At 68.7% G+C, this 23,729-nt stretch carries 24 protein-coding genes; 11 read left to right on the plus strand and 13 right to left on the minus strand.

What is annotated here, in order from left to right; translation table 11 throughout:
- Positions 1 to 80: 80 nt before the first annotated feature.
- From AQY21_RS16315 to AQY21_RS16330, 4 genes are all read left to right on the plus strand, one after another.
- On the plus strand, positions 81 to 1,442 hold the full coding sequence (locus AQY21_RS16315; protein ID WP_058098675.1) for a formimidoylglutamate deiminase: 1,362 nt from the start codon (positions 81 to 83) through the stop codon (positions 1,440 to 1,442).
- Positions 1,439 to 2,140 carry a GntR family transcriptional regulator gene (locus tag AQY21_RS16320; RefSeq protein WP_058098676.1) on the plus strand — a complete coding sequence of 234 codons (702 nt, stop codon included), beginning with the start codon at positions 1,439 to 1,441 and terminating at the stop codon, positions 2,138 to 2,140. Before AQY21_RS16315 ends, AQY21_RS16320 begins: the two co-directional genes overlap by 4 nt.
- A 69-nt stretch (positions 2,141 to 2,209) precedes the next feature.
- Complete coding sequence (locus AQY21_RS16325) at positions 2,210 to 2,998, plus strand: inositol monophosphatase family protein (protein ID WP_058098677.1); 789 nt, start codon at positions 2,210 to 2,212, stop codon at positions 2,996 to 2,998.
- Positions 2,999 to 3,060: 62 nt separating this feature from the next.
- Complete coding sequence (locus AQY21_RS16330) at positions 3,061 to 4,020, plus strand: DMT family transporter (RefSeq protein WP_082658150.1); 960 nt, start codon at positions 3,061 to 3,063, stop codon at positions 4,018 to 4,020.
- Here AQY21_RS16330 and AQY21_RS16335 read toward each other — a convergent pair.
- Positions 3,974 to 6,124 carry a lytic transglycosylase domain-containing protein gene (locus AQY21_RS16335; protein ID WP_058098950.1) on the minus strand — a complete coding sequence of 717 codons (2,151 nt, stop codon included), beginning with the start codon at positions 6,122 to 6,124 and terminating at the stop codon, positions 3,974 to 3,976. The two genes, AQY21_RS16330 and AQY21_RS16335, sit on opposite strands and share 47 nt — an antisense overlap.
- A gap of 106 nt (positions 6,125 to 6,230) precedes the next feature.
- Here AQY21_RS16335 and dapA point away from each other — a divergent pair, with 106 nt between their 5' ends.
- Entirely contained in the window at positions 6,231 to 7,106 is an 876-nt protein-coding gene (gene dapA, locus AQY21_RS16340; protein WP_058098678.1) for a 4-hydroxy-tetrahydrodipicolinate synthase, read from the plus strand.
- 231 nt (positions 7,107 to 7,337) lie between these two features.
- Here dapA and AQY21_RS16345 read toward each other — a convergent pair whose 3' ends face one another.
- The 6 genes from AQY21_RS16345 to AQY21_RS16370 are packed head-to-tail and all read right to left on the minus strand — an operon-like array spanning position 7,338 to position 13,303.
- Positions 7,338 to 7,721 (minus strand): Na+/H+ antiporter subunit G, encoded by a 384-nt coding sequence (locus AQY21_RS16345; RefSeq protein WP_058098679.1) that lies wholly within the window; start codon positions 7,719 to 7,721, stop codon positions 7,338 to 7,340.
- 9 nt (positions 7,722 to 7,730) lie between these two features.
- Positions 7,731 to 8,000 carry a K+/H+ antiporter subunit F gene (locus tag AQY21_RS16350; RefSeq protein WP_024846086.1) on the minus strand — a complete coding sequence of 90 codons (270 nt, stop codon included), beginning with the start codon at positions 7,998 to 8,000 and terminating at the stop codon, positions 7,731 to 7,733.
- Entirely contained in the window at positions 7,997 to 8,488 is a 492-nt protein-coding gene (locus AQY21_RS16355) for a Na+/H+ antiporter subunit E (RefSeq protein ID WP_058098680.1), read from the minus strand. Before AQY21_RS16355 ends, AQY21_RS16350 begins: the two co-directional genes overlap by 4 nt.
- Positions 8,485 to 10,083 carry a monovalent cation/H+ antiporter subunit D gene (locus tag AQY21_RS16360; protein ID WP_058098681.1) on the minus strand — a complete coding sequence of 533 codons (1,599 nt, stop codon included), beginning with the start codon at positions 10,081 to 10,083 and terminating at the stop codon, positions 8,485 to 8,487. Before AQY21_RS16360 ends, AQY21_RS16355 begins: the two co-directional genes overlap by 4 nt.
- The gene (locus tag AQY21_RS16365) at positions 10,080 to 10,463 is read right to left on the minus strand and encodes a Na+/H+ antiporter subunit C (protein ID WP_058098682.1); all 384 of its coding nucleotides are present in this window, start codon (positions 10,461 to 10,463) and stop codon (positions 10,080 to 10,082) included. The genes AQY21_RS16360 and AQY21_RS16365 overlap by 4 nt, the downstream gene beginning before the upstream one ends.
- Positions 10,463 to 13,303, minus strand: coding sequence for a monovalent cation/H+ antiporter subunit A (locus AQY21_RS16370; RefSeq protein WP_058098683.1), 2,841 nt, complete (start codon positions 13,301 to 13,303; stop codon positions 10,463 to 10,465). Before AQY21_RS16370 ends, AQY21_RS16365 begins: the two co-directional genes overlap by 1 nt.
- A 124-nt stretch (positions 13,304 to 13,427) precedes the next feature.
- Here AQY21_RS16370 and ruvC point away from each other — a divergent pair, with 124 nt between their 5' ends.
- The 5 genes from ruvC to AQY21_RS16395 are packed head-to-tail and all read left to right on the plus strand — an operon-like array spanning position 13,428 to position 16,909.
- Positions 13,428 to 13,922, plus strand: coding sequence for a crossover junction endodeoxyribonuclease RuvC (gene ruvC / locus AQY21_RS16375; protein WP_036752241.1), 495 nt, complete (start codon positions 13,428 to 13,430; stop codon positions 13,920 to 13,922).
- Between the two features lie 10 nt (positions 13,923 to 13,932).
- Positions 13,933 to 14,604 (plus strand): Holliday junction branch migration protein RuvA, encoded by a 672-nt coding sequence (gene ruvA, locus AQY21_RS16380; RefSeq protein ID WP_058098684.1) that lies wholly within the window; start codon positions 13,933 to 13,935, stop codon positions 14,602 to 14,604.
- A gap of 4 nt (positions 14,605 to 14,608) precedes the next feature.
- A complete protein-coding gene (htpX, locus tag AQY21_RS16385) occupies positions 14,609 to 15,484 on the plus strand; it encodes a zinc metalloprotease HtpX (protein WP_058098685.1) in 876 nt (291 codons plus the stop codon).
- A complete protein-coding gene (ruvB, locus tag AQY21_RS16390; RefSeq protein WP_058098686.1) occupies positions 15,481 to 16,506 on the plus strand; it encodes a Holliday junction branch migration DNA helicase RuvB in 1,026 nt (341 codons plus the stop codon). The genes htpX and ruvB overlap by 4 nt, the downstream gene beginning before the upstream one ends.
- Positions 16,499 to 16,909 (plus strand): PaaI family thioesterase, encoded by a 411-nt coding sequence (locus tag AQY21_RS16395; RefSeq protein WP_058098687.1) that lies wholly within the window; start codon positions 16,499 to 16,501, stop codon positions 16,907 to 16,909. Before ruvB ends, AQY21_RS16395 begins: the two co-directional genes overlap by 8 nt.
- Before the next feature lie 177 nt (positions 16,910 to 17,086).
- Here AQY21_RS16395 and AQY21_RS16400 read toward each other — a convergent pair whose 3' ends face one another.
- Entirely contained in the window at positions 17,087 to 17,404 is a 318-nt protein-coding gene (locus tag AQY21_RS16400; RefSeq protein WP_058098688.1) for a chorismate mutase, read from the minus strand.
- Between the two features lie 96 nt (positions 17,405 to 17,500).
- On the opposite strand from AQY21_RS16400, the gene AQY21_RS29055 reads away from it, so the two are divergent.
- Positions 17,501 to 17,656 carry a hypothetical protein gene (locus AQY21_RS29055; protein WP_161906044.1) on the plus strand — a complete coding sequence of 52 codons (156 nt, stop codon included), beginning with the start codon at positions 17,501 to 17,503 and terminating at the stop codon, positions 17,654 to 17,656.
- An 89-nt stretch (positions 17,657 to 17,745) separates the two neighbouring features.
- On the opposite strand, the gene ftsH is transcribed toward AQY21_RS29055, so the two are convergent.
- From ftsH to tolB, 5 genes are read right to left on the minus strand one after another with little or no spacing between them, the layout of a single operon-like run.
- The gene (ftsH, locus tag AQY21_RS16405; protein ID WP_058098689.1) at positions 17,746 to 19,644 is read right to left on the minus strand and encodes an ATP-dependent zinc metalloprotease FtsH; all 1,899 of its coding nucleotides are present in this window, start codon (positions 19,642 to 19,644) and stop codon (positions 17,746 to 17,748) included.
- A 60-nt stretch (positions 19,645 to 19,704) separates the two neighbouring features.
- Entirely contained in the window at positions 19,705 to 20,934 is a 1,230-nt protein-coding gene (tilS, locus tag AQY21_RS16410; protein WP_058098690.1) for a tRNA lysidine(34) synthetase TilS, read from the minus strand.
- Positions 20,924 to 21,844 carry a tetratricopeptide repeat protein gene (locus AQY21_RS16415; protein WP_058098691.1) on the minus strand — a complete coding sequence of 307 codons (921 nt, stop codon included), beginning with the start codon at positions 21,842 to 21,844 and terminating at the stop codon, positions 20,924 to 20,926. Before AQY21_RS16415 ends, tilS begins: the two co-directional genes overlap by 11 nt.
- Positions 21,844 to 22,353 carry a peptidoglycan-associated lipoprotein Pal gene (pal, locus tag AQY21_RS16420; protein ID WP_058098692.1) on the minus strand — a complete coding sequence of 170 codons (510 nt, stop codon included), beginning with the start codon at positions 22,351 to 22,353 and terminating at the stop codon, positions 21,844 to 21,846. The genes AQY21_RS16415 and pal overlap by 1 nt, the downstream gene beginning before the upstream one ends.
- Before the next feature lie 22 nt (positions 22,354 to 22,375).
- Complete coding sequence (gene tolB / locus AQY21_RS16425) at positions 22,376 to 23,704, minus strand: Tol-Pal system beta propeller repeat protein TolB (protein WP_058098693.1); 1,329 nt, start codon at positions 23,702 to 23,704, stop codon at positions 22,376 to 22,378.
- Between the last annotated feature and the right edge of the window lie 25 nt (positions 23,705 to 23,729).

A 23,729-nucleotide genomic window follows, 5' to 3' on the forward strand; every position in this document is an offset into this window, starting at 1 on the left:
TTGATTTCTCGGTTGTTCTATGTCTAAACTTAATTCATCTCTATGTCTAAACTTATTTTGGCGCAAAGAAGGGCGACGGGATGACGGTTATCTGGGCGGAACGGGCCTTGTTGCCCGATGGATGGGCAGAAAATGTTCGCGTGACGGTCGATCAGGGCCGAGTCGCCGCGGTGGAAAAGGACGCGGCGCCGCAGGGCCATCGTACCGGCCTGCTTCTGCCGGCCCTGGCGAACCTGCACAGCCACGCCTTCCAGCGCGCCATGGCCGGGCTGTCCGAGGCCAAGGGCCCCGAGCCGCGCGATACCTTCTGGACCTGGCGGCAGATCATGTATCGCTTCCTCGACCACCTGACGCCCGAGGATGTCGAGGCGATCGCCGCACTGGTGCAGATGGAGATGCTGGAGGCCGGCTATACCACCAATGTCGAATTCCACTACCTGCACCACCGCCCCGGGGCTGGGCATTACGACAATATCGCCGAGATGGGCGAGCGCATCGCCGCCGCGGCCGGCCGCACCGGCATCGGCCTGACCCTGCTGCCCGTGCATTACCAGTTCGGCGGCGTGGACCGCCGGCCGCTCGCCCCCGGCCAGAACCGCTTCGGCACCACGCCCGAGGAGTTCCAGCGCCTGCTGGACGGTTGCGAGGCCGCGCTGCGCGCCCTGCCCCCGGACGCCGGCATCGGCGTCGCCCCGCATTCGCTGCGCGCGGTCAGCCCCGAGGGCCTGCAAGCCTGCGTCGCACTGCGCCCCGGCCGGCCGCTGCACATGCACCTGGCCGAGCAGCTGCCCGAGATCGAGGAAATCAGCGCCGCCTATGGCCGCCGCCCGGTCGAATGGCTGCTGGACAACCACCAGCCCGACCGGCGCTGGACCCTGATCCACCTGACCCACATGACCGAGGACGAAACCCGCCGCCTTGCCGCCACCGGGGCCGTGGCGGGGCTGTGCCCGATCACCGAATCGTCCTTGGGCGACGGCATCTTCAACGGCACGATCTGGGCCGAGGAAAGCGGCCGCATCGGCTTCGGCTCGGACAGCAACATCCGCATCTCGCTGGTCGAGGAGTTGCGGACGCTGGAATACAGCCAGCGCCTGCGCGACCGCGGCCGGGCGATCCTGGCCGAGCCGGGGCGCTCGACCGGGCGGGTGATCTACGAGGCGGGGCTCGACGGCGGCGCCACGGCGGCGGGGCGCGAGACCGGGGCGATCCGGCCGGGCCTCTGGGCCGATCTGGTCGCGGTGGGCCTGGACAATCCGGTCATGGCCGGCCGCAAGGGCGACCAGATGCTCGACAGCCTGGTCTTTGCCGGCCATGACGGGCTGGTCCGCGACGTCTGGTCGGCGGGCCGCCATGTCGTGACCGAAGGCAGGCATATGGACCGCGACCGCATCATCGCCGATTATCTGGCGACCATCACCCGACTCCAGGACCGCATGTGACCGAAAGAAGCTCCTCCAAGGCCCAGGCCATCGTCAGCGAGGTGCGCCGCCGCATCGTGGACCGCGAATGGCGGCAGGGCGACCGCATCCCGGACGAGGCCGAGCTGGCCGTCGAGTTCGGCGTCGCCCGCGCCACGGTGAACAAGGCGCTGCAACTGCTGGCCGAGGAGGGGCTGCTGGACCGCAAGCGCCGGGCCGGCACCCATGTGACGGTGAACCCGGCGCGCAAGGCGACGCTGACCATCCCCATCGTGCGCGAACAGATCGAGCAGGCGGGGATGGAGTACAGCCACCGGGTCATCGCGCAGCGCCGCAGCCCGCTGCCGGCCGAGATCGCCGCCCGCATGGCGCTGCCCGAGGGGCGCGAGCTGATCCACCTGCGCACGGTGCATTACGGCGGCGACAGGCCGTTCCAGGTCGAGGACCGCTGGATCAATCCCGGCGCCGCGCCCGGCGCCGAGGCCGTGGATTTCCAGCGCATCACCGCCAACGAATGGCTGGTCAGGAACTTTCCCTGGCTGCATGCCGACATGGCGTTCTCGGCCGAGAACGCCAGCGCCCGCGACGCCCGGCTGCTGGAGACCCGGCAGGGCAGCGCGCTTCTGATCCTGCAACGCACCACCTTCAACGATCTGGGCGCCATCACCTCGGTCCGGGTGGCCTTTCATCCCGGCTATACCATGATCGCAACGCACTGACCGCCGCGCCGGCTTCACTTTGCGCGGTCCTTCGTCTAGGACGGCGGCCAATCCCAAAAAGGAAAAGCCATGGCCAGCGCCAATCTCAACATCATGATCAAGGCCGCGCGCAAGGCGGGCCGCAGCCTCGTCAAGGACTTCCGCGAGGTCGAAAACCTTCAGGTCTCGGTCAAGGGCGCCGGCGATTTCGTCAGCCGCGCCGACCGTGAGGCCGAGCGCATCATCAAGGAGGAACTGCGCACCGCGCGGCCGAACTATGGCTGGATCGGCGAGGAAACCGGCGAGGAAGCTGGCGAAGACCCGACCCGGCGCTGGATCGTCGATCCGCTGGACGGCACCACCAACTTTCTGCACGGCCTGCCGCATTGGGCGGTCAGCATCGCGCTGGAGCACAAGGGCGAGATCGTCGCCGCCGTGGTCTTCGACGCCGCCAAGGACGAGCTGTTCACGGCCGAGCGCGGCGACGGCGCCTTCCTGAACGACCGCCGCATCCGCGTCTCGGGCCGCCGCCAGATGATCGAATCGATCTTTGCGACCGGCGTGCCCTTTGCCGGGCGCGGCACCCTGCCCGCCACGCTGCGCGACCTCGGCCGGCTGATGCCGCTGACCGCCGGCGTGCGGCGCTGGGGCGCGGCCTCGCTGGACCTGGCCTATGTCGCGGCCGGCCGCTACGAGGGCTATTGGGAGCGCGGCATCAAGTCCTGGGACGTGGCCGCCGGCATCCTGCTGGTGAAAGAGGCCGGCGGCTTCGTCGAATCGATCCGTTCCGAGGAAAGCCCGGTCGAATCGGGCTCGATCGTCGCGGCCAACCCGCAGCTTTTCGACGAGTTCGCAGGAATAGTGCGTCAGCGCGACTGAGCCCGGCTTGACCTTTGCCGCCGGCAAGGGCATGGGCGAGTCTCAAGACCGGGATTCGCGCCATGCCTAACAACCGCCAGACGGGGCCGCTGATGGCCCCGGCAGCCCGTCCGCCTGCCGTTCCCCCGCCGCTTGCTGCGCCGCGCAGCGACCGCCAGGGCACGGCCGTCCTGATGATCTGCGCCTCGGCGCTGATCTTTGCCGCGCAGGACGGCATCTCGCGCTATCTGGGCGCCGCCTATTCGCCGATCTTCGTGATCATGCTGCGCTTCTGGTTCTTCGCGGCCTTCGTCATCCTGCTTTGCGCCCGGGCGCCGGGCGGCCTGGCCCGCGCCGTGCGCTCGAAACGTCCCTGGACGCAGATCTTCCGCGGCGTGCTTCTGGTGGCCGAGGTGGTGGTCACGGTCGAGGCCTTCGTGCGGCTGGGCCTGATCAACACCCATGCGATCTTTTCCTGCTATCCGCTGCTGATCTCGGCGCTGTCGGGGCCGTTCCTGGGCGAAAAGGTCGGCTGGCGCCGCTGGGCCGCGGTCGCGGTGGGCTTCACCGGCATCCTGATCGTGCTGAAGCCCGGCAGCGGCGTCTTCAGCGCCGATGCGGTGCTGCCCTTCGTCGGCGCGGCCATGTTCGCGGTCTATGGCCTGCTGACCCGGCTGGTCGGGCGCGACGATCCGGCCATGGTCAGCTTTTTCTGGACCGGCATCGCCGGGGCCGTCGCCATCACCCTGGTCGGCGTCTGGCACTGGGAGCCCATCGCCGGGCGCGACATTCCCTGGCTTCTGCTGCTGTGCCTGACGGCGGTGGTGGCGCATTTCATGCTGATCAAGGCCTATGAGCTGGCCGAAGCCTCGGCCTTGCAGCCGTTCTCCTATACGCAGCTGGTCTGGGTCAGCATCTTCGGCGTGGTGATCTTTGGCGAGACGCTGGCGCCGAACGTCGCCATCGGCGGGCTCATCGTCGTCGGCGCCGGCCTGTTCACCTGGTGGCGCGCTCGCCAGCGCGAGCGGGCCGGGCTGAGTTGAGCGGCGCGGCGCTGGCGGCCTGGACCGGGGCCGGGCCCAGCACCTCGGCCAGAACCCCGCCGGCGGCATAGCCGGCCAGCGTGCGCATCGGCATCAGCGGCCGGGCGGAATGTGCCAGCCGGATCGGCGGCGGTGCCGGCGGGGGCTTCACGCCGCCCCCGGTCAGATCCCAGCTCGGCACCAGCGGCACCGGCGCGCCCTTGATGCGGGCGCGATAGATCGGCAGCGCCTCGGCCACGCGCATGACATAGTTGCGGGTCTCGTCGAAGGGGATCATCTCGACCCAATCGACCGGATCGACCTCGCCGCGCAGATCGCCGAACTCGCCCAGCCAGCGGGCCGAGCGCCCCGGCCCGGCATTGTAGCCCGCCGCGACCAGCGCGATCGAGGGGCCGAAGCGTTCGCGCAGCCCGGCCAGATAGGCCGCGCCCAACCGGGCATTATAGGCGGCGTCGCGGGTCAGCCGCGCCTGGTCGAAGGGCTCGCCCACCTTGCGCGCCATGGATCGCGCGGTATCGGGCATCACCTGCATCAGCCCCAGCGCCCCGGCATGCGAGGACACGGTATGGTTGAACTCGCTTTCCCGCCGGGCGATGGCCATGACCAGCTCGGGCGGCAGGCCAAGCGGGCTGCTCTCCAGCCCGGTCAGCGGGAAATAGGCGGCCGGATAGACCGCGCCCTTGGCGGCGGCGGCCTTGGCCAGCCGCAGCGCGTGCCAGGGCAGCCGCATCTCCAGCATCATCCGGGCCATGCGGCCGATATCTTCTGGCGCGGCAGTCTCGGCCAGGTGCAGGAAGAAGCGCGCGCCCTGATCCGGCTCACCCGCCGCGAGCAGCCAGGTGCCGGCCTGCCAGACCGGATTGTCGCGCAAGGCCGAGCCGCGCCAGTCGGGCAGACTGGCCTCGCTGCGCCCGGCGACGGCCAGCTCGGGCAACATCGGCAGGCCCAGCCTTTCCGCGGCGAGCTGGCCATACCAGGCGGATTGGTATTCCGCGGCACCGGCATAGGCCGCATCGGCGCCGGCCTGGTCGCCCCCGGCCTCCAGCGCCCGGCCCTGCCAGTAATGCGCGCGGGACAGCGAGATCGGGCTCGCCACCGCCCTTTCCAGCGCCCGGAAATGCCCAAGCGCCCGGTCGGGTGCGCCGCCGCGCAGCGCCGCATAGCCGGCGAGCCATTCCAGATCCGAATAAGCATCGCTGCCCGGCGGCAGGAAATGCCCGGCCGCCAGTCTCTCGGCCAGGGCCCAGTCGCCCTGCCGCAACGCCAGCCGCGCGTAATCGGCGCGCTTGCCGGCCCAGGCGGCGGGGTCCCGCAGCGCCTCTGCGCTGGTCGAGCGCTCCAGCATCAGATCGCGCGCCAGTTCCGGCATCTTGGCCCAGACCCGCCAGCGGAACCGGTCGAGCGCAAGGCCCGCATCGTCCCGCTGCGCGTCGGGCAGGGCCAGGATCAGAGCATCCACCCCCGCCTGCCCCGATTGCAGCGCCAGCCGCGCCTTGCCCAGGGCCTGCGCGGGGGCCGAGGCCATGGGCAGCACCACCTGCGCCGCCTGCCATTCGCCCAGGTCCAGAAGCCGCATCAGCCGCGCATCGTGCAGTCCGGCGACCTCGGCGCCATGCGCGGCGAGAAAGGCGTCGGATTCGGCCTTGGTCAGCGCCTGCTCGGTCCAGAAGCGCGCGATCTCGGCCTTGGCGGCCGGCGGATCGCTCGCTTGCAAGGCGGCGATCAGCGCCATGGCACCGTTCAGCGTATCGGGACGGCGGGTGCCGAACCACTGGATCACCTCGGCCGGCGGCAGGCCGGCGCGCAGCACCGCATCGCCGCGCTTCCAGAACAGCGCCATGCCGGGCCAGTCGCGGTTGCGGGCGGCAAAGTCGCGATATTCCGGCCAGCTGCCCTGCCCGGCCCGCAGCCGCTGCCACTGGATCAGGTCGCGGGCGATGGGACCCGAGGCTTCGGCCTCGGCCGCGGCGGTGGTCCAGTCGCGCATCGCCGCCGCCGCCAGGGCACGCGACAGGGGGCCGGCATCCTCGGCCCGGGCCGGCAGGGCAAGACTTACGGCAAGGGCCAGCAGCGGCCCCAGGATCCTGTCACGGAAAGGATACATCATGCCCCCCTTTCTGCGAGGTTCCGCCGGGCGGCGCAACTCACATCCTTGGCAATCCGCGCGCCCGGATGTAAGCCGCGATCAGAGGCAAATTCAGGATACCCACATGTTCAGAGGCTCGATGCCCGCGCTGGTCACGCCATTCACCCCGGATGGGGAGCTGGATCTCCCCGCGCTGGAAAAGCTTGTCGAGTGGCATGTCGAGCAGGGAAGCCATGGGCTGGTGCCCGTCGGCACCACCGGCGAAAGCCCGACGCTGAGCCATGAGGAACACCGCAAGGTCATCGAGGAAGTGGTGCGCATGGCCGCCGGCCGCGTGCCCGTCATCGCCGGCGCCGGCTCGAACGCCACGCATGAGGGGATCGGGCTGGTCCAGCACGCGCAGGCCGCCGGCGCCGATGCGGCGCTGGTGGTGACGCCCTATTACAACAAGCCGACCCAGGCCGGGCTGATCGCGCATTACACCGCGCTGCACGATGCCAGCGACCTGCCGATCATCATCTACAACATCCCCGGCCGCTCGGTCATCGACATGCTGCCCGAGACCATGGGCCAGTTGGCGAAGCTGCCGCGCATCATCGGCGTCAAGGACGCGACCGGAAAGTTGGAGCGCGTCTCTATGCAGCGCGCCGCCTGCGGCAAGGATTTCGTGCAGCTTTCGGGCGAGGACGCGACCGCGCTCGGCTTCAACGCCCATGGCGGCACGGGCTGCATCTCGGTCACGGCGAATGTCGCGCCGAAGCTCTGCGCCGACTTCCAGGAGGCGACGCTGGCCGGCGACTACGCCAAGGCGCTGGACTACCAGGACAAGCTGATGCCGCTGCACGAGGCGATCTTCATCGAGCCGGGCGTCGCCGGGGCGAAATACGCCATGTCGCGGCTGGGCCTCATCAGCGACCGGGTGCGCCTGCCGCTGGTCGAGTTGACCGAGGCCACCAAGGCCCGCATCGACGCAGCCATGGTCCATGCCGGGCTGATCTGAACCGCGCCTCCGGCCGGTCGAGAGGGGCGGGGGTTTTTCCGCCCCTTTTTTCATCTCCGGGCTCGACCGGACAGCCGCAGCCGGGGGCTTTGCCCCCGGACCCCCAGGATATTTATCCACGAAAGAAGCGGAGCCCCCCTGCACCCGGCCTCCAACTTCTTGCGTGTCCAAATATCCTGGGGGAGCGCGGAACGCGCGGGGGCGAAGCCCCCAAATAGCCGCGCCGCCTCGCTAATCACCGGCCCGTCGGTCGACCAGACTGGCCTTGTCCGGATCGCAGAAGGTCGCCCAGTCCTTGCCCGGCGCCGGGCGGGGCAGTTCGTCGCGGCTCCAGCCCAGATGCATATGCGCCTTGGCGATGAAATAACCGGTGACCGGCGCGGTCAGGAACAGAAACAGCGTGATCAGCAGTTCGTGCCAAGTCAGCACCCCATGCCGAGCCGGGAACCAGATCAGCGAGGCGATCAGCACCGCCCCCACGCCCAGCGTCGCCGATTTCGTCGGCGCGTGCAGGCGCGTCATCGGATCGGGCAGCTTGACCAGCCCATAGGAGCCGACGAGGCCGAAGAACCCGCCCAGCACCAGCAGAACCGAGACGACGATTTCCGCGATCATGCCCGCCCCCTACTCGATGATGTCGCCGCGCAGGACGAATTTCGCATAGGCCACGGTCGAGATGAAGCCGACCATGGCGAACAGCAGCGAGGCCTCGAAATACATCCCCGTGCCCTTGTCGATGCCAAACAGCGTCAAGAGCGCGATCATGTTGATCGCCATGGTGTCCAGCGCCAGCACCCGATCCGACAGGCCGGGCGCGAAGACCACGCGATAAAGGCAGAACAAGAGCGCCAGCCCGAAGCAGCCATAGGCGAAGAGAAGCGCGTAAGCGATCATTCGAAGATCTCCTTCAGCCGGGCCTCGTAGCGGGTCTTGATCTCGTCCAGCACCGCCTCCGGCTCGGGGGCGTGCATGGCGTGGACCAGCAGGGCGCGTCCGTCCTCGGACAGGTCGCAGCTGACGGTGCCGGGGGTCAGGGTGATGGTCGCGGCCAGGGCGGTGATCGCCTCGGGGCGGCGCAGGTCCAGCGGCACCGCGATCCAGGCGGGCTGAAGCGCCCGGCGCGGCATGAACAGCACGATCCGCGCCACGGTGAAATTCGCCTTGGCAATGTCCCAGAGCACCACGGCGAGATAGGCGGGGATCTTGTGCGGCTTGCTGTAGCCATGCGGGCCTGGCCAATAGGGCGCGGTGATCAGCGGCACCACCACGCCGATGATCGTGGCAAAGACCAGCGAGCCGACCGCCCAGCGGTTGACCAGCAGCATCCAGACCAGGACCAGCGTGACCGACAGCCAGGGATGCGGGAACAGGCGGCGGATCATTTCGTGCCCTCCTGCCCTTCCAGCACCGCCGAGACATAGGCATCGGGGTTGTGGAGTTGCGCCGCCGTCGCCTCGGCCAGCCGCATGGCCGGGCCGGCAAAGGCGGTCAGCGCGACGATGCCCGACAGAAGCAGCGCCACCGAGGCGACCGCCAGCCAGTTCGCCGGCGCATCGCCGAGGTCCTGGATCGGCTCGTCCGGCTCCAGCTTGGGTGGGATCGGCCCCCGCACCGTCGCGGGCGCAAGCTCGAGTGCGGAGGGCAGTTCCTGCCCTTCGACCTCGAAGCTTTTCCAGAAGATGATCGAGCCGGCGCGCGACAGGGCATAGATCGCGATCAGCGAGGTGATCAGGATCGTCGCCCAGATCCAGACCATCGCCGGGGCCGCGCCGGTGGCCTGCATCACCAAGAGCTTGCCGATGAAGCCGGAAAACGGCGGCATGCCGACCACGGCGATGGCCGCGGTGAAATACAGCGCGGCGATCAGCCCCTGCCCCGGCATCGCCCGGTCCAGCCGCAGCCACAGATCGCCTCGGCGCGCGCCGATCATGTCCACGATCAGGAACAGCGCTCCCGCCGCCAGCGTCGAGTGGATCAGGTAATAGACCGCGGCCGAGGTGCCCTGCGGCGTGAACTGCGCCACCGCAATCATCAGCGTGCCGATCGAGCCGATGGCGGCGAAACCGGCCAGCCGGCCCAGATGGCGAGTGCCCAGAATGCCGATCTGGCCGATGGCCAGCGTGAACAGCGCGGCGGGCAGCAGCAGGTCGGCCACCACGCTTTCGATCACTGTGTCCTGCGGAAAGACCAGCGTGAAGAAGCGGATGATGCCATAGACCCCGACCTTGGTCATGATGGCGAACAGCGCCGCCACCGGCCCCGGCGCATTGGCATAGGTCGAGGGCAGCCAGAAATGCAGCGGCACCAGCGCCGCCTTGACGGCAAAGACCAGCATCAGCAGCACCGCACCCACGCGCAAGAGCGCCGTGTCCTCGGCCGGCATCGCCGCCACGCGCAGCGCCATGTCGGCCATGTTCAGCGTGCCGGTGACGGAATAGAGCACCCCCAGCGCCGCCAGGAACAGCGTCGAGCCGGCGAGGTTATAGGCGATATACTGCACCCCGGCGCGCAGCCGCATCTCGCCGCCGCCGTGGATCATCAGGCCGTAGCTGGCGATCAGCAGGATCTCGAAGAACACGAACAGGTTGAAGGCGTCCCCGGTCAGGAAAGCGCCGCAGATGCCCATCAGCTGGAACTGCCAGAGCGCATGGAAATGCCGGCCCTTGCGGTCCCAGCCCGAGCCCATCGCATAAAGCTGCACCGCCAGCGCCAGCACCGCGGTCAGCAGCAGCATCAGCGCCGCCAGCCGGTCCAGCATCAGCACGATGCCGAAGGGCGCGGCCCAGTTGCCCAGGCGATAGACCTGCACCTCTCCGCCCGCGGCCAGCACGTTCAGGTAAAGCGCCACCCCGGCCAGCAGCGCCGTGCCGGCAATCGAGAACACCCGCTGCAACAGCAGGTCGTTGCGCATCCACAGGATGATGAGCGGCCCGATGACGGCGGGCAGGACCACGGGGGCGATGATCAGGTGGCTCATGCGTCACCGTCCCCGGACATGCGATTGCCTGAGAGGGAATCGGCGGGCAGGCGGTCGGCGCGGGGCATGTCCACGCGGTCGTCGCCGCCTTCCAGGAAGGCCCCCAGCGCCATCATCACCACCACCGCCGTCATGCCGAAGCTGATGACGATGGCGGTCAGCACCAGCGCCTGCGGCAGCGGGTCGGTATAGGCCGTCGCCCCGTCCCGAAGGATCGGCGGCGCGTTCACAACCAGCCGCCCGGTCGAGAACAGGAACAGGTTGATGGCATAGCTGAGCATGGTCATGCCCAGGACCACGGCAAAGCTGCGCCGCCGCAGGATCAGATAGACCCCGGCCGCGGTCAGCATCCCGATCGCGCTCGACAGCAGAAGTTCCATCAGCGCCGCGCCTCCCTGCTGGGGTCGATGTCCATCGGGTCCAGGTTCACCGTCTCGCCCGCCTGCCGCGCGATCCGCGACAGCGAGTTCAGCGCCAGCATCACCGCCCCCATCACGCACAGGAACACGCCCAGGTCGAAGCCCATGGCCGAGGCCAGCTCGAACTCCTCGAGCCCCGGCAGCTTCACATAGCCATAGGTCGAGCTGAGGAAGGGCAGCCCGGCGAACCAGGCGCCGATGCCGGTCAGCCCGGCGGCGATGACGCCGGCGCCGATCAGCGCGTGATAGTTGATCTTTTGCCGCTCCTGCGCCCAGGCAAAGCCCGAGGCCATGTATTGCGACACCAGCGCCACCGAGACCACCAGCCCGGCGACGAAGCCGCCACCCGGCATGTTGTGGCCGCGCAGGAAGATATACAGCCCCACCACCAGCGAAACCGGCAGGATCAGCCGCGTCACCACCACCAGCATCAGCGGATGCCGGTCGCCGGCGCGGCGGCTGCCATGGACCCAGTTGCGCAGCCGCCGGCCGCTGGCGCCGGCCAGCAGCGTCTCGGTCAGGGCGAAGATGGTCAGCGCGGCGATGCCCAGCACGGTGATCTCGCCGAAGGTATCGTAGCCGCGGAAATCCACCAGGATCACGTTGACCACGTTGTCGCCGCCGCCCAGCTTGTAGCTGTTGGCCAGCATGTATTCCGAGATCGGGGAAAAGGCGAAATCGCTGCGCATGATGGCATAGGCCAGCGCCCCGAAGCCCAGCCCGGTCAGCGTGGCGATGAAGGCGTCCACGCCGCGCTTGCGGTCGCGGCTTTCGATCACGGTGAACTTGGGCAGGAAGTTCAGCGCCAGAAGCAGCAGAACCACCGTGACCACCTCGACCGAGATCTGCGTCAGCGCCAGGTCCGGGGCGGACAGGTAGATGAAGCTGACCGAGACCATCAGCCCGATGATCCCCACCAGCACCAGCGCCAGGATGCGGCGGCGGTGAAAGGCGACCATGCAGCAGGTCGCCACCATCAGCGCCGCCCAGCCGACCAGCGGCACCGGCTGGACCGGCAGCATCGGCCGGGTCGCGCCCTGATAGCCTCCGGTCGAGAAGGCCCAGAGCCCGCACAGCACCACGGTCAGCGCAAAGGCGGCCAGGGCACGCGACATCGAGCCGTTGGTCAGCCGGTCGGTGAAGAAGCCCGCGGCACAGGTCGCGGCACGGGTGATGGCGTCGAAGATGGCCTTGGCGTCGGGCCAGGCGATGGCAGCGCGCGCCGCCAGCAGCGGGCGGTTCAACGCCAGCAGCCCCACCCCGCCGGCCAGGGCAACGGCCGACAGCGCCAGCGGCAGGTTCAGCCCATGCCACAGCGCCAGATGCGGATGCTGGGCCGAGCCGGTGACGGCGCTGGCCGAGGCCTCGACCAGCCAGTCCGCCATGCTGCCCGGAAACAGCCCGATCAGCACCACCAGCACCGCCAAGAGCGCCGGAGCGGACCACAGGCCGAAGCCCGGATCATGCGGCTTGTGCGGATAGTCGTTACGCTCGGGTCCGAAGAACACCTGCCAGACGAAGCGCAGCGAATAGCAGACCGAGAACAGCGCCCCCAGCGTCGCCATCGCAGCCACCAGCCACGGGTTGCCCTGCCAGACGGCATGGGTCGCCTGTTCCAGCATCGCTTCCTTGGACAGAAAGCCGTTCAGCGGCGGGATGCCGGCCATGGAGAGCGCGGCCACGGTGCCGATGACGAAGGTCACCGGCATCAGCCGCCGCAAGCCGCCCAGCCGGGCGATCGAGCGGGTGCCGGCCTCATGGTCAATGATGCCCGCGGTCATGAACAGCGCCGCCTTGAAGGTGGCATGGTTGACGATGTGGAACATGGCCGCCACCGCCGCCGCCTCGGTGCCGAAGCCCAAGAGCATGGTGATCAGCCCCAGATGCGACACGGTGGAAAAGGCCAGCAGCGATTTCAGATCGTCGCGGAAGATGGCGATCCAGGCCGCCAGCACCATGGTGATGAGCCCGGTCGTCGCGACGATGTAGAACCATTCCGGCGTGCCCGACAGCACCGGCCACAGCCGCGCCATCAGGAACAGCCCGGCCTTCACCATGGTCGCCGAATGCAGATAGGCCGAGACCGGGGTGGGCGCCGCCATGGCATGCGGCAGCCAGAAATGGAACGGGAACTGCGCCGATTTGGTAAAGGCGCCCAGCAGGATCAGCAGCAGCGCCGGCAGGTAATAGGGGCTGGTCTGGATCGCCTCGCGCGACGCCAGGATGTCGGTAATGTCGAAGCTGCCGGCGATATTGCCCAGGATCAGCATGCCCGCGATCATGGCAAGCCCGCCCATGCCGGTCACGGTCAGCGCCATGCGGGCGCCCTGCCGCCCCTCGGGCAGGTGCTTCCAATAGCCGATCAGCAGGAAGGAGGACAGCGAGGTCAGCTCCCAGAAGATCAACAGCAGCAGGATGTTGTCCGACAGCACGATGCCCAGCATCGCACCCTGGAACAGCATCAAATAGGTATAGAACACACCCGCCGGATCCTCGCGCGACAGGTAATAGCGCGCATAGGCGATGATCAGCAGGCCGATGCCCAGGATCAGGATGCCGAACAGCAGGCCCAGCCCGTCGATGCGGAAATTCGCGTTCAGCCCCAGCGAGGGCAGCCAGTCGAAGCGTGCCGTCACCACCTCGCCCGCCATGATCGCCGGAATATGCAGGCAAAGCCCCAGAAGCGCGACGAAGGTCGCAGTGGCGCTGGAGATCGCCGCGATATCGCGCCCCGAGCGGATCAGCAGTCCGGGCAACAGCGCCCCGATGAACGGAAGCACGGCGATCAGTGCTGGCGACATTGTCCCTCGTCCTTCTTGCCGCCCCTCTGTTCGCGATGGAGGCCAGCGATGTCAAGCAGATGACAAAGCAACTAGGCGATGTTCGCCTTTCGTGCTAACGCTGGAGCAAAACAAGGGAACAGGCATGAAGATCATCGGCATAGACCCCGGCCTGCGGAACATGGGCTGGGGGGTGATCGCGGTCGAGGGGCCGCGCCTGCGGCATCTGGACAACGGCATCGTCCATTCCGAGGCGGGCGATCTGGGACCGCGCCTCGCCGCGCTTTATCGCGGGCTTTGCGCGGTGATCGCCCGGCACGCCCCCGATGCCGCCGCGGTCGAGCAGACCTTCGTGAACAAGGACGCGCTCGGCACGCTGAAGCTGGGGCAGGCGCGCGGCATCGCCCTGCTGGCCCCGGCCGAGGCGGGGCTGGAAATCGGCGAATACGCCCCGAACGCGGTCAAGAAGACCGTGGTCGGCGTCGGCCATGCCGCCAAGGAGCAGATCCAGCACATGGTCCGCTTCATGCTGCCCGGGGTCGAGTTCGCCGGGCCGGACGCGGCGGATGCGCTGGCCGTGGCGATTTGTCACGCCCATCACCTGCAGGGTCGCGCCCTGCGCATCAAGGCAAGCGCATGAGGGTCGGGCCATGATCGGACGCATCGCCGGGGTGATCCTGCATCGGGCGCAGGACCATGTGCTGATCGACGTGCGCGGCGTGGGCTATATCGTCCATGTCAGCGAACGCACCGCCGCCAACCTGCCCGCCGCCGGGCAGGCGACGGCGCTTTATACCGAATTGCTGGTGCGCGAGGACCTGTTGCAGCTTTTCGGCTTTCCGACGCTTCTGGAAAAGGAATGGCACCGGCTTCTGACCTCGGTGCAGGGCGTCGGTGCCAAGGTGGCGCTGGCGGTTCTGGGCACGCTGGGGCCGGACGGGCTGTCGCGCGCGCTGGCGCTCGGCGACTGGTCGGCGCTGCGCAAAGCCCCCGGCGTCGGTCCGAAACTGGCACAGCGCGTGGTGATGGAGTTGAAGGACAAGGCCCCGGCCATCATGGCGCTTGGTGGAGCGCTGACCGTCGATCCCGGTCCGCTGTCCGAGGTCAAGCCGGTCGAGGCCAATGCCCCCGCGCCGGCTCCGGCCAAGGCGGCGCCTTCTTCGGCGCAGGCGACGGCGGATGCGCTCTCGGCCTTGGGCAATCTGGGCTATGCTCCGTCCGAGGCCGCCTCGGCCGTGGCTGAGGCCGCGGCGCGGGAACCCGCCGCACCGACCGCGGCGTTGATCCGCGCGGCCCTGCGGCTGCTGGCGCCCAAGGAGTAAGACGATGACCGGAAACCTGCGCACCTTCATCCTGATGGCCGCCTTGACCGCGCTGGTCATGGGCATGGGCGGGCTGATCGGCGGCCAGGGCGGCGCGGTGATCGCGCTGGTGATCGCCGGGGCGGGCAATCTCTTCGCCTGGTGGAACAGCGACAAGATGGTGCTGCGCCAGCAGGGCGCGCATCCGGTCACCCGCCAGCAGGCGCCGGAACTGGTCGATATGGTGGCGGCGCTGGCGCAGCGGGCAAACCTGCCGATGCCCAAGGTCTATGTGCTGGAAACCGAACAGCCCAACGCCTTCGCCACCGGCCGCAACCCGGAAAACGCCGCCGTCGCGGTGACGCAGGGCATCATGCGGGTGCTGAACCGCGACGAACTGGCCGGGGTGATCGCGCATGAACTGGCGCATATCAAGCATCGCGACACGCTGACCATGACCGTCACCGCCACCATGGCCGGCGCCATCGCCATGCTGGGCAACATGCTGATGTTTTCGTCCATGTTCGGCGGGCGCGACGACAATCGCGGCGGCGGGCTGGCGGCGATCCTCGCCATGGTCTTCGCGCCGCTCGCGGCGGGGCTGGTGCAGATGGCGATCTCGCGCACCCGCGAATACGAGGCCGACCGCATGGGCGCCGAGATCTGCGGCCGGCCGATGGCGCTGGCCGGTGCGCTGGCCAAGATCTCGCGCGCGGCGGGCCAGGTTGTGAACATCCCGGCCGAAAAGAACCCCGCCTCGGCCAGCCTGTTCATCGTGAACCCGCTGCACGCGCTGCGCATGGACCGGCTGTTCGCCACCCACCCGCCGACCGAGGAGCGCATCGCCCGGCTGCAAGCCATGGCCTCGGGCGCGGGCACCGGCCCCTGGGGTGGCCGATGAGCCAGCCCGATCCCATGCTGCGCCCCGAACCGCTGGAAAGCGACGGCGAGGATCGCGCGCTGCGCCCGCAGCGGCTCGAGGATTTCGTCGGCCAGGCCGAGGCGCGGGCGAACCTGCGCGTGTTTATCGAAAGCGCGCGGATGCGCGGCAAGGCCATGGACCACACGCTGTTCCACGGCCCCCCCGGCCTCGGCAAGACCACGCTGGCGCAGATCATGGCGCGCGAGCTGGGGGTGAACTTCAAGATGACCTCCGGCCCGGTGCTGGCGCGGGCGGGTGACCTGGCCGCGATCCTGACCAATCTGGAAGCCCGCGACGTGCTGTTTATCGACGAGATCCACCGCATGAACCCGGCGGTCGAGGAGATCCTCTATCCGGCGATGGAGGATTTCGAGCTGGACCTGGTGATCGGCGAGGGCCCCGCCGCCCGCACCGTGCGGATCGAGCTGCAACCCTTTACCCTGGTCGGCGCCACCACCCGGCTCGGCCTGCTGACCACCCCCTTGCGCGACCGCTTCGGCATCCCGACCCGGCTGCAATTCTATACCATCGAGGAACTCGACCTGATCGTGACCCGCGGCGCCCGGCTGATGGGCATCCCCTCGGAACCCGAGGGCACGCGCGAGATCGCCCGCCGCGCCCGCGGCACGCCGCGCATCGCCGGCCGCCTGCTGCGCCGGGTGATCGACTTCGCGCTGGTCGAGGGCGACGGCCGGCTGACCCGCAAGATCGCCGATTCGGCCCTGACCCGGCTTGGCGTGGATCATCTGGGGCTCGACATGGCCGACCGCCGCTATCTGGCGCTGATGGCCGAGCATTACGGCGGCGGCCCGGTCGGGGTCGAGACGCTTTCGGCCGCGCTGTCGGAAAGCCGCGATTCCATCGAGGAAGTGATCGAGCCCTATCTGATGCAGCAGGGCTTGGTCAGCCGCACCCCGCGCGGCCGCATGCTGGCGCGGCTGGGCTGGCGCCACCTGGGTCTCGACGCCCCCCGCAATCAGGAAAGCCTGTTCGATGAATGACCTGGAAAGCCGCATCCGCACCAGTTTCGACCGCCAGAGCATGATGCGCACGCTGGGCGCGCGACTTGCCCTGATCGAACCCGGGCGCATCGCCATCACCGCGCCGATCCTGCCGACATCGCTGCAACAGCAGGGCGCGGGCCATGCCGGCCTGACCTTCAGCATCGGCGATTCGGCCGCGGGCTATGCCGCGCTGACCCTGATGCCCGAGGCGGCCGAGGTCATGACGGTCGAGATGAAGATCAACCTGATGTCCCCCGCGACCGGCGACCGGCTGGTGGCCGAGGGCCGGGTGATCCGCCCCGGCCGCCGCATCATGGTGGTCGCCGCCGATGTCTGGGCCGAAACGGGCGAGACGCGCAAGCATGTCGCCATGCTTCAGGGCACGATGATCCCGGTCTGACCTTGCGCCCTTGTCCAGCCTGACCGGCGTCGCGGCCGGGGGCATTGCGCCCCCGGACCCCCGCAGGATATTTGGACACGAAAGAAATCAGCGCGGTTTCGTCCCACTTTCTTCCGTGGAAAAATATCCTGGGGGAGCGCGGAACGCGCGGGGGCAAAGCCCCCGACACGCTTGCCGCTAAGCCTGCCTGGGGGCGGAAAGCACCCGGTCTTCCTGGGCGATGAAATGCTCCATCATCACGCGCCAGAGCTGCTCGGCCAGATCGGGATCCAGCCCGTGCGCGCTTGCCAGCCGCCGGGCATTGGCGGCAACCTCCTCGACGCGGCTGTCGATCCGGGCCGGCAGGTTCTCGCGGGCCTTGATCCGGGCCGCCTCGTCGATCAGCGCCGAGCGCTCGGCCAGAAGCGCCACCAGCCGCGCGTCCAGCGCGTCGATGCGGGCGCGCAATGCAGGCATGGCGGAATTCGGCGGCAATTCGGGTTCAGGACGGCTCATACCCGTCCCATGCCCTGCCCGGCCGTCCGGTGCAAGCCCCGGCTGTGGCCGAATTGCCGCAGTGGATCGGCGGATTTCCGCCGAAACCGGAACGACATGGCGAGAATCGCCGTTTTGACCTCAACTGACACAGGGGCATGGCTCCTTGCTTTGTTCTTGAAAGGTCATGAGATGAAGGCAGCCAGCTTTGTCATCAATGTGGGCTTCGGCCTGGGTCTCGCGCTTGGCGCCGTCGCGCTTCTGCTGCTCTGACCGCCACCATCCGCTCCGCGCCAGACCCTTCCGCCAATGACAAAACCCCCGGACGAAGTCCGGGGGTTTTTCCTGTCTCGCTCGTCGGCTCAGCCCTGCGGCTGCGGCGCCGCGTCGGGCGCGGGCTTGGCCGCCCCTGCCCGCGGAATGGCGCTGACCGACGGGATCGTAGAGCCGGGCGCATCGTCGTCGCCGCCCAGCGGCTCGCCCCGGATCACCCGGCCGATATCCTCGCCGGTGAGGGTCTCGTATTCGAGGAGCCCCTTGGCGAGACGCTCGAATTCCTCCTCCTTCTCGGTCAGGATGCGGTAGGCTTCGCGATAACCCTCTTCGATGAGGTCATGGACCTCTTTCTCGATCAGTTCCTTGGTCGCCGCCGAGACCGAGAAACCGCCGGTATTGCCGGAATAGCCCTCATGCGCCTCGGCATAGTCGATGTTGCCGACCTTGTCGGACATGCCCCAGCGCATCACCATGGCACGGGCCAGCTGGCTGGCCTGCTGGATGTCGCCGGCCGGGCCGTTCGAGACGCCCTCCTCGCCGTATTTGATGATCTCGGCCGCCTTGCCGGCCATGGTCATCGCCAGCTTCTGCTTGGCCTCGTCCTTGTGATAGTTCAGCCGGTCCATCTCGGGCAGCGACACCACCATGCCGAGCGCGCCGCCGCGCGGGATGATCGTCGCCTTGTAGACCGGATCGCATTTCGGCAGGCTCAGGCCGACGATGGCGTGGCCGGCCTCGTGATAGGCGGTCTTTTCCTTCTGCTCGGGGGTCAGGACCATGCTGCGGCGCTCGACGCCCAGCATCACCTTGTCCTTGGCGTTCTCGAAGTCCTCCATGGTGACGAAGCGGCGGCCGATGCGCGCGGCCATCAGCGCGGCCTCGTTCACCAGGTTCATCAGGTCGGCGCCGGAAAAGCCCGGCGTGCCGCGGGCGATGATGCGCAGGTCCACGTCGGGACCGACCGGCACCTTGCGGCTATGCACGCCAAGGATCTTTTCACGCCCCTTGATGTCGGGATTCGGCACGTAGATCTGGCGGTCGAAGCGGCCGGGGCGCAGCAGCGCCGGGTCCAGCACGTCCTTGCGGTTGGTGGCGGCGATGATGATGACGCCTTCGTTCGCGTCGAAGCCGTCCATCTCGACCAGCAGCTGGTTCAGGGTCTGCTCGCGCTCGTCATTGCCGCCGCCGATGCCGACGCCGCGGGCACGGCCCACCGCGTCGATCTCGTCGATGAAGACGATGCAGGGGGCGGATTTCTTGGCCTGTTCGAACATGTCGCGCACGCGCGAGGCGCCTACGCCCACGAACATCTCGACGAAATCAGAGCCCGAGATGGTGAAGAACGGCACGCCCGCCTCGCCGGCGATGGCGCGGGCGAGCAGCGTCTTGCCGGTGCCGGGCGGGCCGACCAGCAGCGCGCCTTTCGGGATCTTGCCGCCGAGGCGGCTGAATTTCTGCGGGTTGCGCAGGAATTCGACGATCTCCTCCAGTTCCTCCTTGGCCTCGTCGATGCCGGCCACGTCGTCGAAGGTCACGCGGCCGTGCTTTTCGGTCAGCAGCTTGGCGCGCGACTTGCCGAAGCCCATGGCCCCGCCCTTGCCGCCGCCCTGCATGCGGTTCATGAAGAAGATCCAGACGCCGATCAGCAGGATGAAGGGTAGCCAGACGCCCAGGAGCGACATGAAGCCCGATTGCTGCTGACGCTCGACCCGGACATCCACGCCGCGGTCGATCAGGCGGTTTGCCAGTTCCTCGCCCTGCGGCCGGACGGTGGCGAATTGCTTGCCGTCCTTGTCGGTGATGCCGACATTCTCGCCATCGATGGTGACGGCGGTGATCTCATCCTTTTCCACCCGCTGGATGAAATCGGAATAGCTGATCTGGCGGCTGTTCATCTGGGTCGATCCGTCGCTGAACAGGTTGAACAGCGCCAGGATCATCAGAAACAGGACCACCCAAAAGGCGATATTGCGCGCGTTGCCCAAAGGCATGTCCTCCGCGGGTAAACAGGCTTTCGCTTGAAAATAGGGATTCCGGCGTCAGGTTCAATGCGTATACAGCAAGGCGCGGAATTCCTGCATCCCGCGCAGCGGCTTTGCGCCGTAGCCCGGGGCCGGCCGCAGCACCGGCGCGGCGATCAGCCGGTCGCCCGTCCAGATGCCGGGACTGGCCGCGGCCTCGTCCCGCATCAGCCCCGCTCCGCGCCAGTCCAGCCCCGGCAGCGGCTCATGCCCCACGGCCCGCACCTGCTCGCCGGGCCGCACGCCCTCGACCCGCCAGCGCCGGTCCCAGATCGCCTCGGCCCCCTCGGCAGCGGGGCTGCGCAGGGCGGCGACGGGTTCGCGGATCAGCCACAGCAGGCCTTGGCGCGGCTCGACGATCACGCCGTCCAGCGTCAGCCTGGCCTCGCCTTCCAGCGCCGCCAGCGCATGCAGCAGCGGCGCACGCCGGGGCGGGTAATCGCCGCCGCCGACAAAGCGCAGCCCGGCGACGAGCAGACGCCGCCGGATCTCCAGCGGCGCCTGGCGAAAGGCGGCCAGCGGCAGCGCCAGTGAACCGGCGCGGCTCTGCGCGCCTTCGGCCAGCCGCGCGGCGAACTCGCGCAGCGCATCCCGCGCCATGGCAAGATTGGCAGCCGATTGCGCCAGTTGCCCGATCGGCAGGTCCAGCGTGGCAATGGCCTTGCGCACCCGCACCCGCTCGAAATCCTGGTTCTCGTTCGAGGGATCGTCGGTCCAATCCAGCCCGCGCGTTGCCAGCCAGCGCCGCAGATCGGCACGGGTCACCTCCAGCAAAGGGCGCAGCCAGGTCATCCCGAAAGCCTCGCGCGCCGGCGCCATGGCCGACAGCCCGTCCACCCCCGCACCCCGGTTCAGGCGCATCAGCAGCGTCTCGGCCTGATCGTCCAGCGTATGGCCCAGAAGCACGGCGGACAGCCCGTGCCGCTGCGCCCAATCGGCCAGCAGGCGCAACCGGGCCTCGCGCGCGGCGGCCATCAGGTTGCCGCCACCCCGCCGCGTCCAGCGCAGGATTTCATGCGGGATGCCCAGGGCGCCCGCCGTCAGCCCGGCCTGACGCGCCTCCTCGGCCGAGCCGGGGCGCAGCCCGTGATCGACCGTCGCCGCCAGCAGGCGCGCATGGCCCCAGCCATGGGCCAGATGCAGCAATGCGGTGGAATCGCCGCCCCCCGACAAGGCGATGCCGAGCGCGGGGCGGCCAGCGGCCAGACGGTCGAGCGCGGCATGGACCCGCGCCTCGACCGGCTCAGCCCTCATCCGCGAGATCCGCCGCCGCCTCGGGGTCCAGATCCTCGGCCGAGCCCTCGACGGGCGCATCGCAGCCGGTATCGGCGATGCGCCGCTCGGCCTCGGCGGCCTGCGGCGCGTCGGGGAAGCGGGCGACGATTTCCTGAAGGTAGAAGCAGCCCTCTTGCGGGCCGGCCTTGGCGGACATGGCCCGCGACAGGCCCAGCAGCGCATCCGCCGCCTGCGGCCCGTTCGGGTTGGCGGCAAAGCTTTCCAGCCAGGCCACGCCCGCGCCTTCCAGATCGCCGGCGGAATCCAGCGCCGTCCCGCGCAGGAACAGCGCCTCGGCGGTCAGCGGACCGCCAACATGGGTTTCGGCGATGGCCGCGAAGAGCTCCGCAGCACGACGAAAGTCACCCTGACCGAGCACCTCCCGGGCCCGGTCGAAATCCGCCTTTTCCGCCGCGGTCGCGGCAGCCCCGGACGAAGGGGTCTTGGGTTGCGTCAGCGCGCCCTGCTGGTCCGAGGGCGGCAGGGGCACCGATCCGCCCTGCTCGCCCAGCGTCGGCGTGGTCAGGCTGCCCAGGTCGCAGCCCTCCTCCATCTCGCAAAGGCGGAACTCGATATCGCCGATGCGGGTGGTGCCGTCCCGGACGATGCGGTCGATGCGGTTCTGCAACTGCTCGGTCTGGCCGGTCAGCTGCGCCAGCCGCGCCTCCATGGCGTTCATGCGGTCGATGGCGCTGTCGCCGCCCGCCGCCGCGAAGCCCGCCGGGCCCGAGGCGACAAGCTGCGCGCGCAGGCTTTGCAGGTCGGCTGAAAGCTGGTTCAGCTCGGCGCGGATATCGGCCAGGGTCTGCGCGTCCTGCGCCGCCACCGGCAGCGCCGCCAGCGCGAACCCGGCCGCGAGAAGCAGCCCCCTGAAGCCCCGGCCGGCCATCACATGCCCGCCCCTGGGCTGACCACCGTCACGGCACGGCGGTTCTTGGTGAAGCATTCCTCGGTCGAGCAGATCGCCAGCGGACGTTCCTTGCCATAGCTGACGGTGCGCAACCGGCCCGGCGCGATGCCCTGCGAGATCAGGTATTCCTGCACCGAATTGGCACGGCGCGCACCCAGCGCGAGGTTGTATTCGCGGGTGCCCTGCTCATCGGCATGGCCCTCGATCACGGCGGCGAAACCGGCATTCTGGTTCAGCCAGCCAGCCTGGTTGGCCAGGATCACCCGCGCCTCGGGGGTCAGCGTGGACTGGTCCAGCGGGAACAGGACCGTGTCGCCGACGCTGGCCTTGAAATATTCGGCGCTGCCCGGCAGCACGGCCGAGCCGACGCCCGACGCGCCGCCCGCCCCGGCATAGGGGTCCTGAATCTGCATGTCCTGCGCCGGCCGGGCGCAGGCCGCCAGCGCGAGAATGGCGCCGACCGCGGCAATTTTCATGAAAGTTTTCATAATCCTGTCCATTTCACGCACTTCAGGGCAGCAACGGGCCCCAGTCGGGGTCCGAAGCCGCGCCGTTGATCTTGACCGGGCGCATGTTGCGCCCCGTGATATCCACCGAATGCAGGCGCGGCTGGCCGTCGCCGCCCGGGGTCACCCGCGTGAACATCACGACGCGGCCATTGGGGGCCCAAGTCGGGCCCTCGTCAAGGAACGATTCCGTCAGCATTTTCTCTTCCGAGCCATCGGTGCGCATGACGCCGATGTGGAACTTGCCGCCAACCTGCCGGGTAAAGGCGATCATGTCGCCGCGCGGCGACCAGACCGGCGTGCCATAGCGCCCCTCGCCAAAGCTGATCCGCCTGGGCTCGCCGCCATTCGCCCCCATGATGTAAAGCTGCGGCGTGCCCGAGCGGTCGCTCTCGAACACGATCTGCTTGCCGTCGGGGCTGTAGCTGGGCGAGGTCTCGATCGAGGGCGCGTTGGTCAGCGCCCGCTGCGCCCCGGTCGCGGCATCCATCTGGTAGATGTCGGTATTGCCGTTCTTCTCCAGCGAATAGAGAATCCAGCGCCCGTCCGGCGAAAAGCGGGGCGAAAAGCTCATCGTGCCCTGCTGGCCCGCGCCAAGCTGGCGGGTGGCCAGCGAGTTCACGTCCATCATCATCGCTTGCGGGAAGCCCGTGGCATAGCTGGTGTAAAGCAGGCGCGAGCCGTCGGGCGAGAAGCGCGGCTTCAGCACCAGCGTCGCATCGTCGGTCAGCCATTTCACGTTGGCGCCGTCGTAATCCATGATGCCGATGCGCTTGCGGCGGGCGTCCTTGGGGCCGGTCTCCTGCACGAAGGCGACGCGGCTGTCGAAATAGGGCCCCTCGCCGGTCAGCCGCGAATAGACCTGGTCGGCGGCCTTGTGCGCGGCCCGGCGCCAGTTGCCGGTCGCGGCGTCGAACTGCATGCCGTCGCCCAGCGGCTGGCCGGCGAAGACGTCGAACAGCCGGAACTTGACGACGACCTTGCCGCCCTCGACCTTGACCGAACCGGTGATCAGCGCCTGGGCGTTGATCGCCTTCCAGTCCTCGTAGGAGACCGGCGCCTCGAAGCTTTCGGGACGCGCGATATGGGCGCTGGCCGGGATCTCGCGGAACAGCCCGGTGCCGGTCAGGTCGGCGGCGATCAGGTTCTGCACCTGCGCCAGGTATTCGCCCGCCCCGCCCTCGTCGTGAAAGCGGGCGATGGCAAAGGGCATCGGCTCGATCACCCCGTCGGTGATCTCGATCCGCAGGGGGCCGTCCTGCGCCAACACCGGCGCGGCAAGACCGAAGCCGGCAAGGGCCATGACGGAAGTCAGCAAGAATTTTCGCAACATGAATCGCCCTCTGGAGGTCTTGGTT

Source organism: Paracoccus sp. MKU1, from assembly GCF_001447385.1.
In the GTDB taxonomy this organism is placed as follows: domain Bacteria; phylum Pseudomonadota; class Alphaproteobacteria; order Rhodobacterales; family Rhodobacteraceae; genus Paracoccus.

Bases quoted from the DNA above. Each gene is read 5' to 3' on its own strand.
- AQY21_RS16355 (WP_058098680.1), bottom strand. From the start codon at position 8,488: ATGATCCGCCGCCTGTTCCCGCATCCCTGGCTGTCGGTCACGCTGGTC.
- ruvA (WP_058098684.1), top strand. From the start codon at position 13,933: ATGATCGGACGCATCGCCGGGGTGATCCTGCATCGGGCGCAGGACCAT.
- htpX (WP_058098685.1), top strand. From the start codon at position 14,609: ATGACCGGAAACCTGCGCACCTTCATCCTGATGGCCGCCTTGACCGCG.
- tilS (WP_058098690.1), bottom strand. From the start codon at position 20,934: ATGAGGGCTGAGCCGGTCGAGGCGCGGGTCCATGCCGCGCTCGACCGT.
- AQY21_RS16325 (WP_058098677.1), top strand. From the start codon at position 2,210: ATGGCCAGCGCCAATCTCAACATCATGATCAAGGCCGCGCGCAAGGCG.
- ruvC (WP_036752241.1), top strand. From the start codon at position 13,428: ATGAAGATCATCGGCATAGACCCCGGCCTGCGGAACATGGGCTGGGGG.
- ruvB (WP_058098686.1), top strand. From the start codon at position 15,481: ATGAGCCAGCCCGATCCCATGCTGCGCCCCGAACCGCTGGAAAGCGAC.
- AQY21_RS16315 (WP_058098675.1), top strand. From the start codon at position 81: ATGACGGTTATCTGGGCGGAACGGGCCTTGTTGCCCGATGGATGGGCA.
- AQY21_RS16335 (WP_058098950.1), bottom strand. From the start codon at position 6,124: ATGTATCCTTTCCGTGACAGGATCCTGGGGCCGCTGCTGGCCCTTGCC.
- AQY21_RS16345 (WP_058098679.1), bottom strand. From the start codon at position 7,721: ATGATCGCGGAAATCGTCGTCTCGGTTCTGCTGGTGCTGGGCGGGTTC.
- AQY21_RS29055 (WP_161906044.1), top strand. From the start codon at position 17,501: ATGGCGAGAATCGCCGTTTTGACCTCAACTGACACAGGGGCATGGCTC.
- AQY21_RS16370 (WP_058098683.1), bottom strand. From the start codon at position 13,303: ATGTCGCCAGCACTGATCGCCGTGCTTCCGTTCATCGGGGCGCTGTTG.
- AQY21_RS16415 (WP_058098691.1), bottom strand. From the start codon at position 21,844: ATGGCCGGCCGGGGCTTCAGGGGGCTGCTTCTCGCGGCCGGGTTCGCG.
- dapA (WP_058098678.1), top strand. From the start codon at position 6,231: ATGTTCAGAGGCTCGATGCCCGCGCTGGTCACGCCATTCACCCCGGAT.
- AQY21_RS16365 (WP_058098682.1), bottom strand. From the start codon at position 10,463: ATGGAACTTCTGCTGTCGAGCGCGATCGGGATGCTGACCGCGGCCGGG.
- AQY21_RS16400 (WP_058098688.1), bottom strand. From the start codon at position 17,404: ATGAGCCGTCCTGAACCCGAATTGCCGCCGAATTCCGCCATGCCTGCA.
- AQY21_RS16330 (WP_082658150.1), top strand. From the start codon at position 3,061: ATGCCTAACAACCGCCAGACGGGGCCGCTGATGGCCCCGGCAGCCCGT.
- AQY21_RS16360 (WP_058098681.1), bottom strand. From the start codon at position 10,083: ATGAGCCACCTGATCATCGCCCCCGTGGTCCTGCCCGCCGTCATCGGG.
- tolB (WP_058098693.1), bottom strand. From the start codon at position 23,704: ATGTTGCGAAAATTCTTGCTGACTTCCGTCATGGCCCTTGCCGGCTTC.
- AQY21_RS16350 (WP_024846086.1), bottom strand. From the start codon at position 8,000: ATGATCGCTTACGCGCTTCTCTTCGCCTATGGCTGCTTCGGGCTGGCG.
- AQY21_RS16395 (WP_058098687.1), top strand. From the start codon at position 16,499: ATGAATGACCTGGAAAGCCGCATCCGCACCAGTTTCGACCGCCAGAGC.
- pal (WP_058098692.1), bottom strand. From the start codon at position 22,353: ATGAAAACTTTCATGAAAATTGCCGCGGTCGGCGCCATTCTCGCGCTG.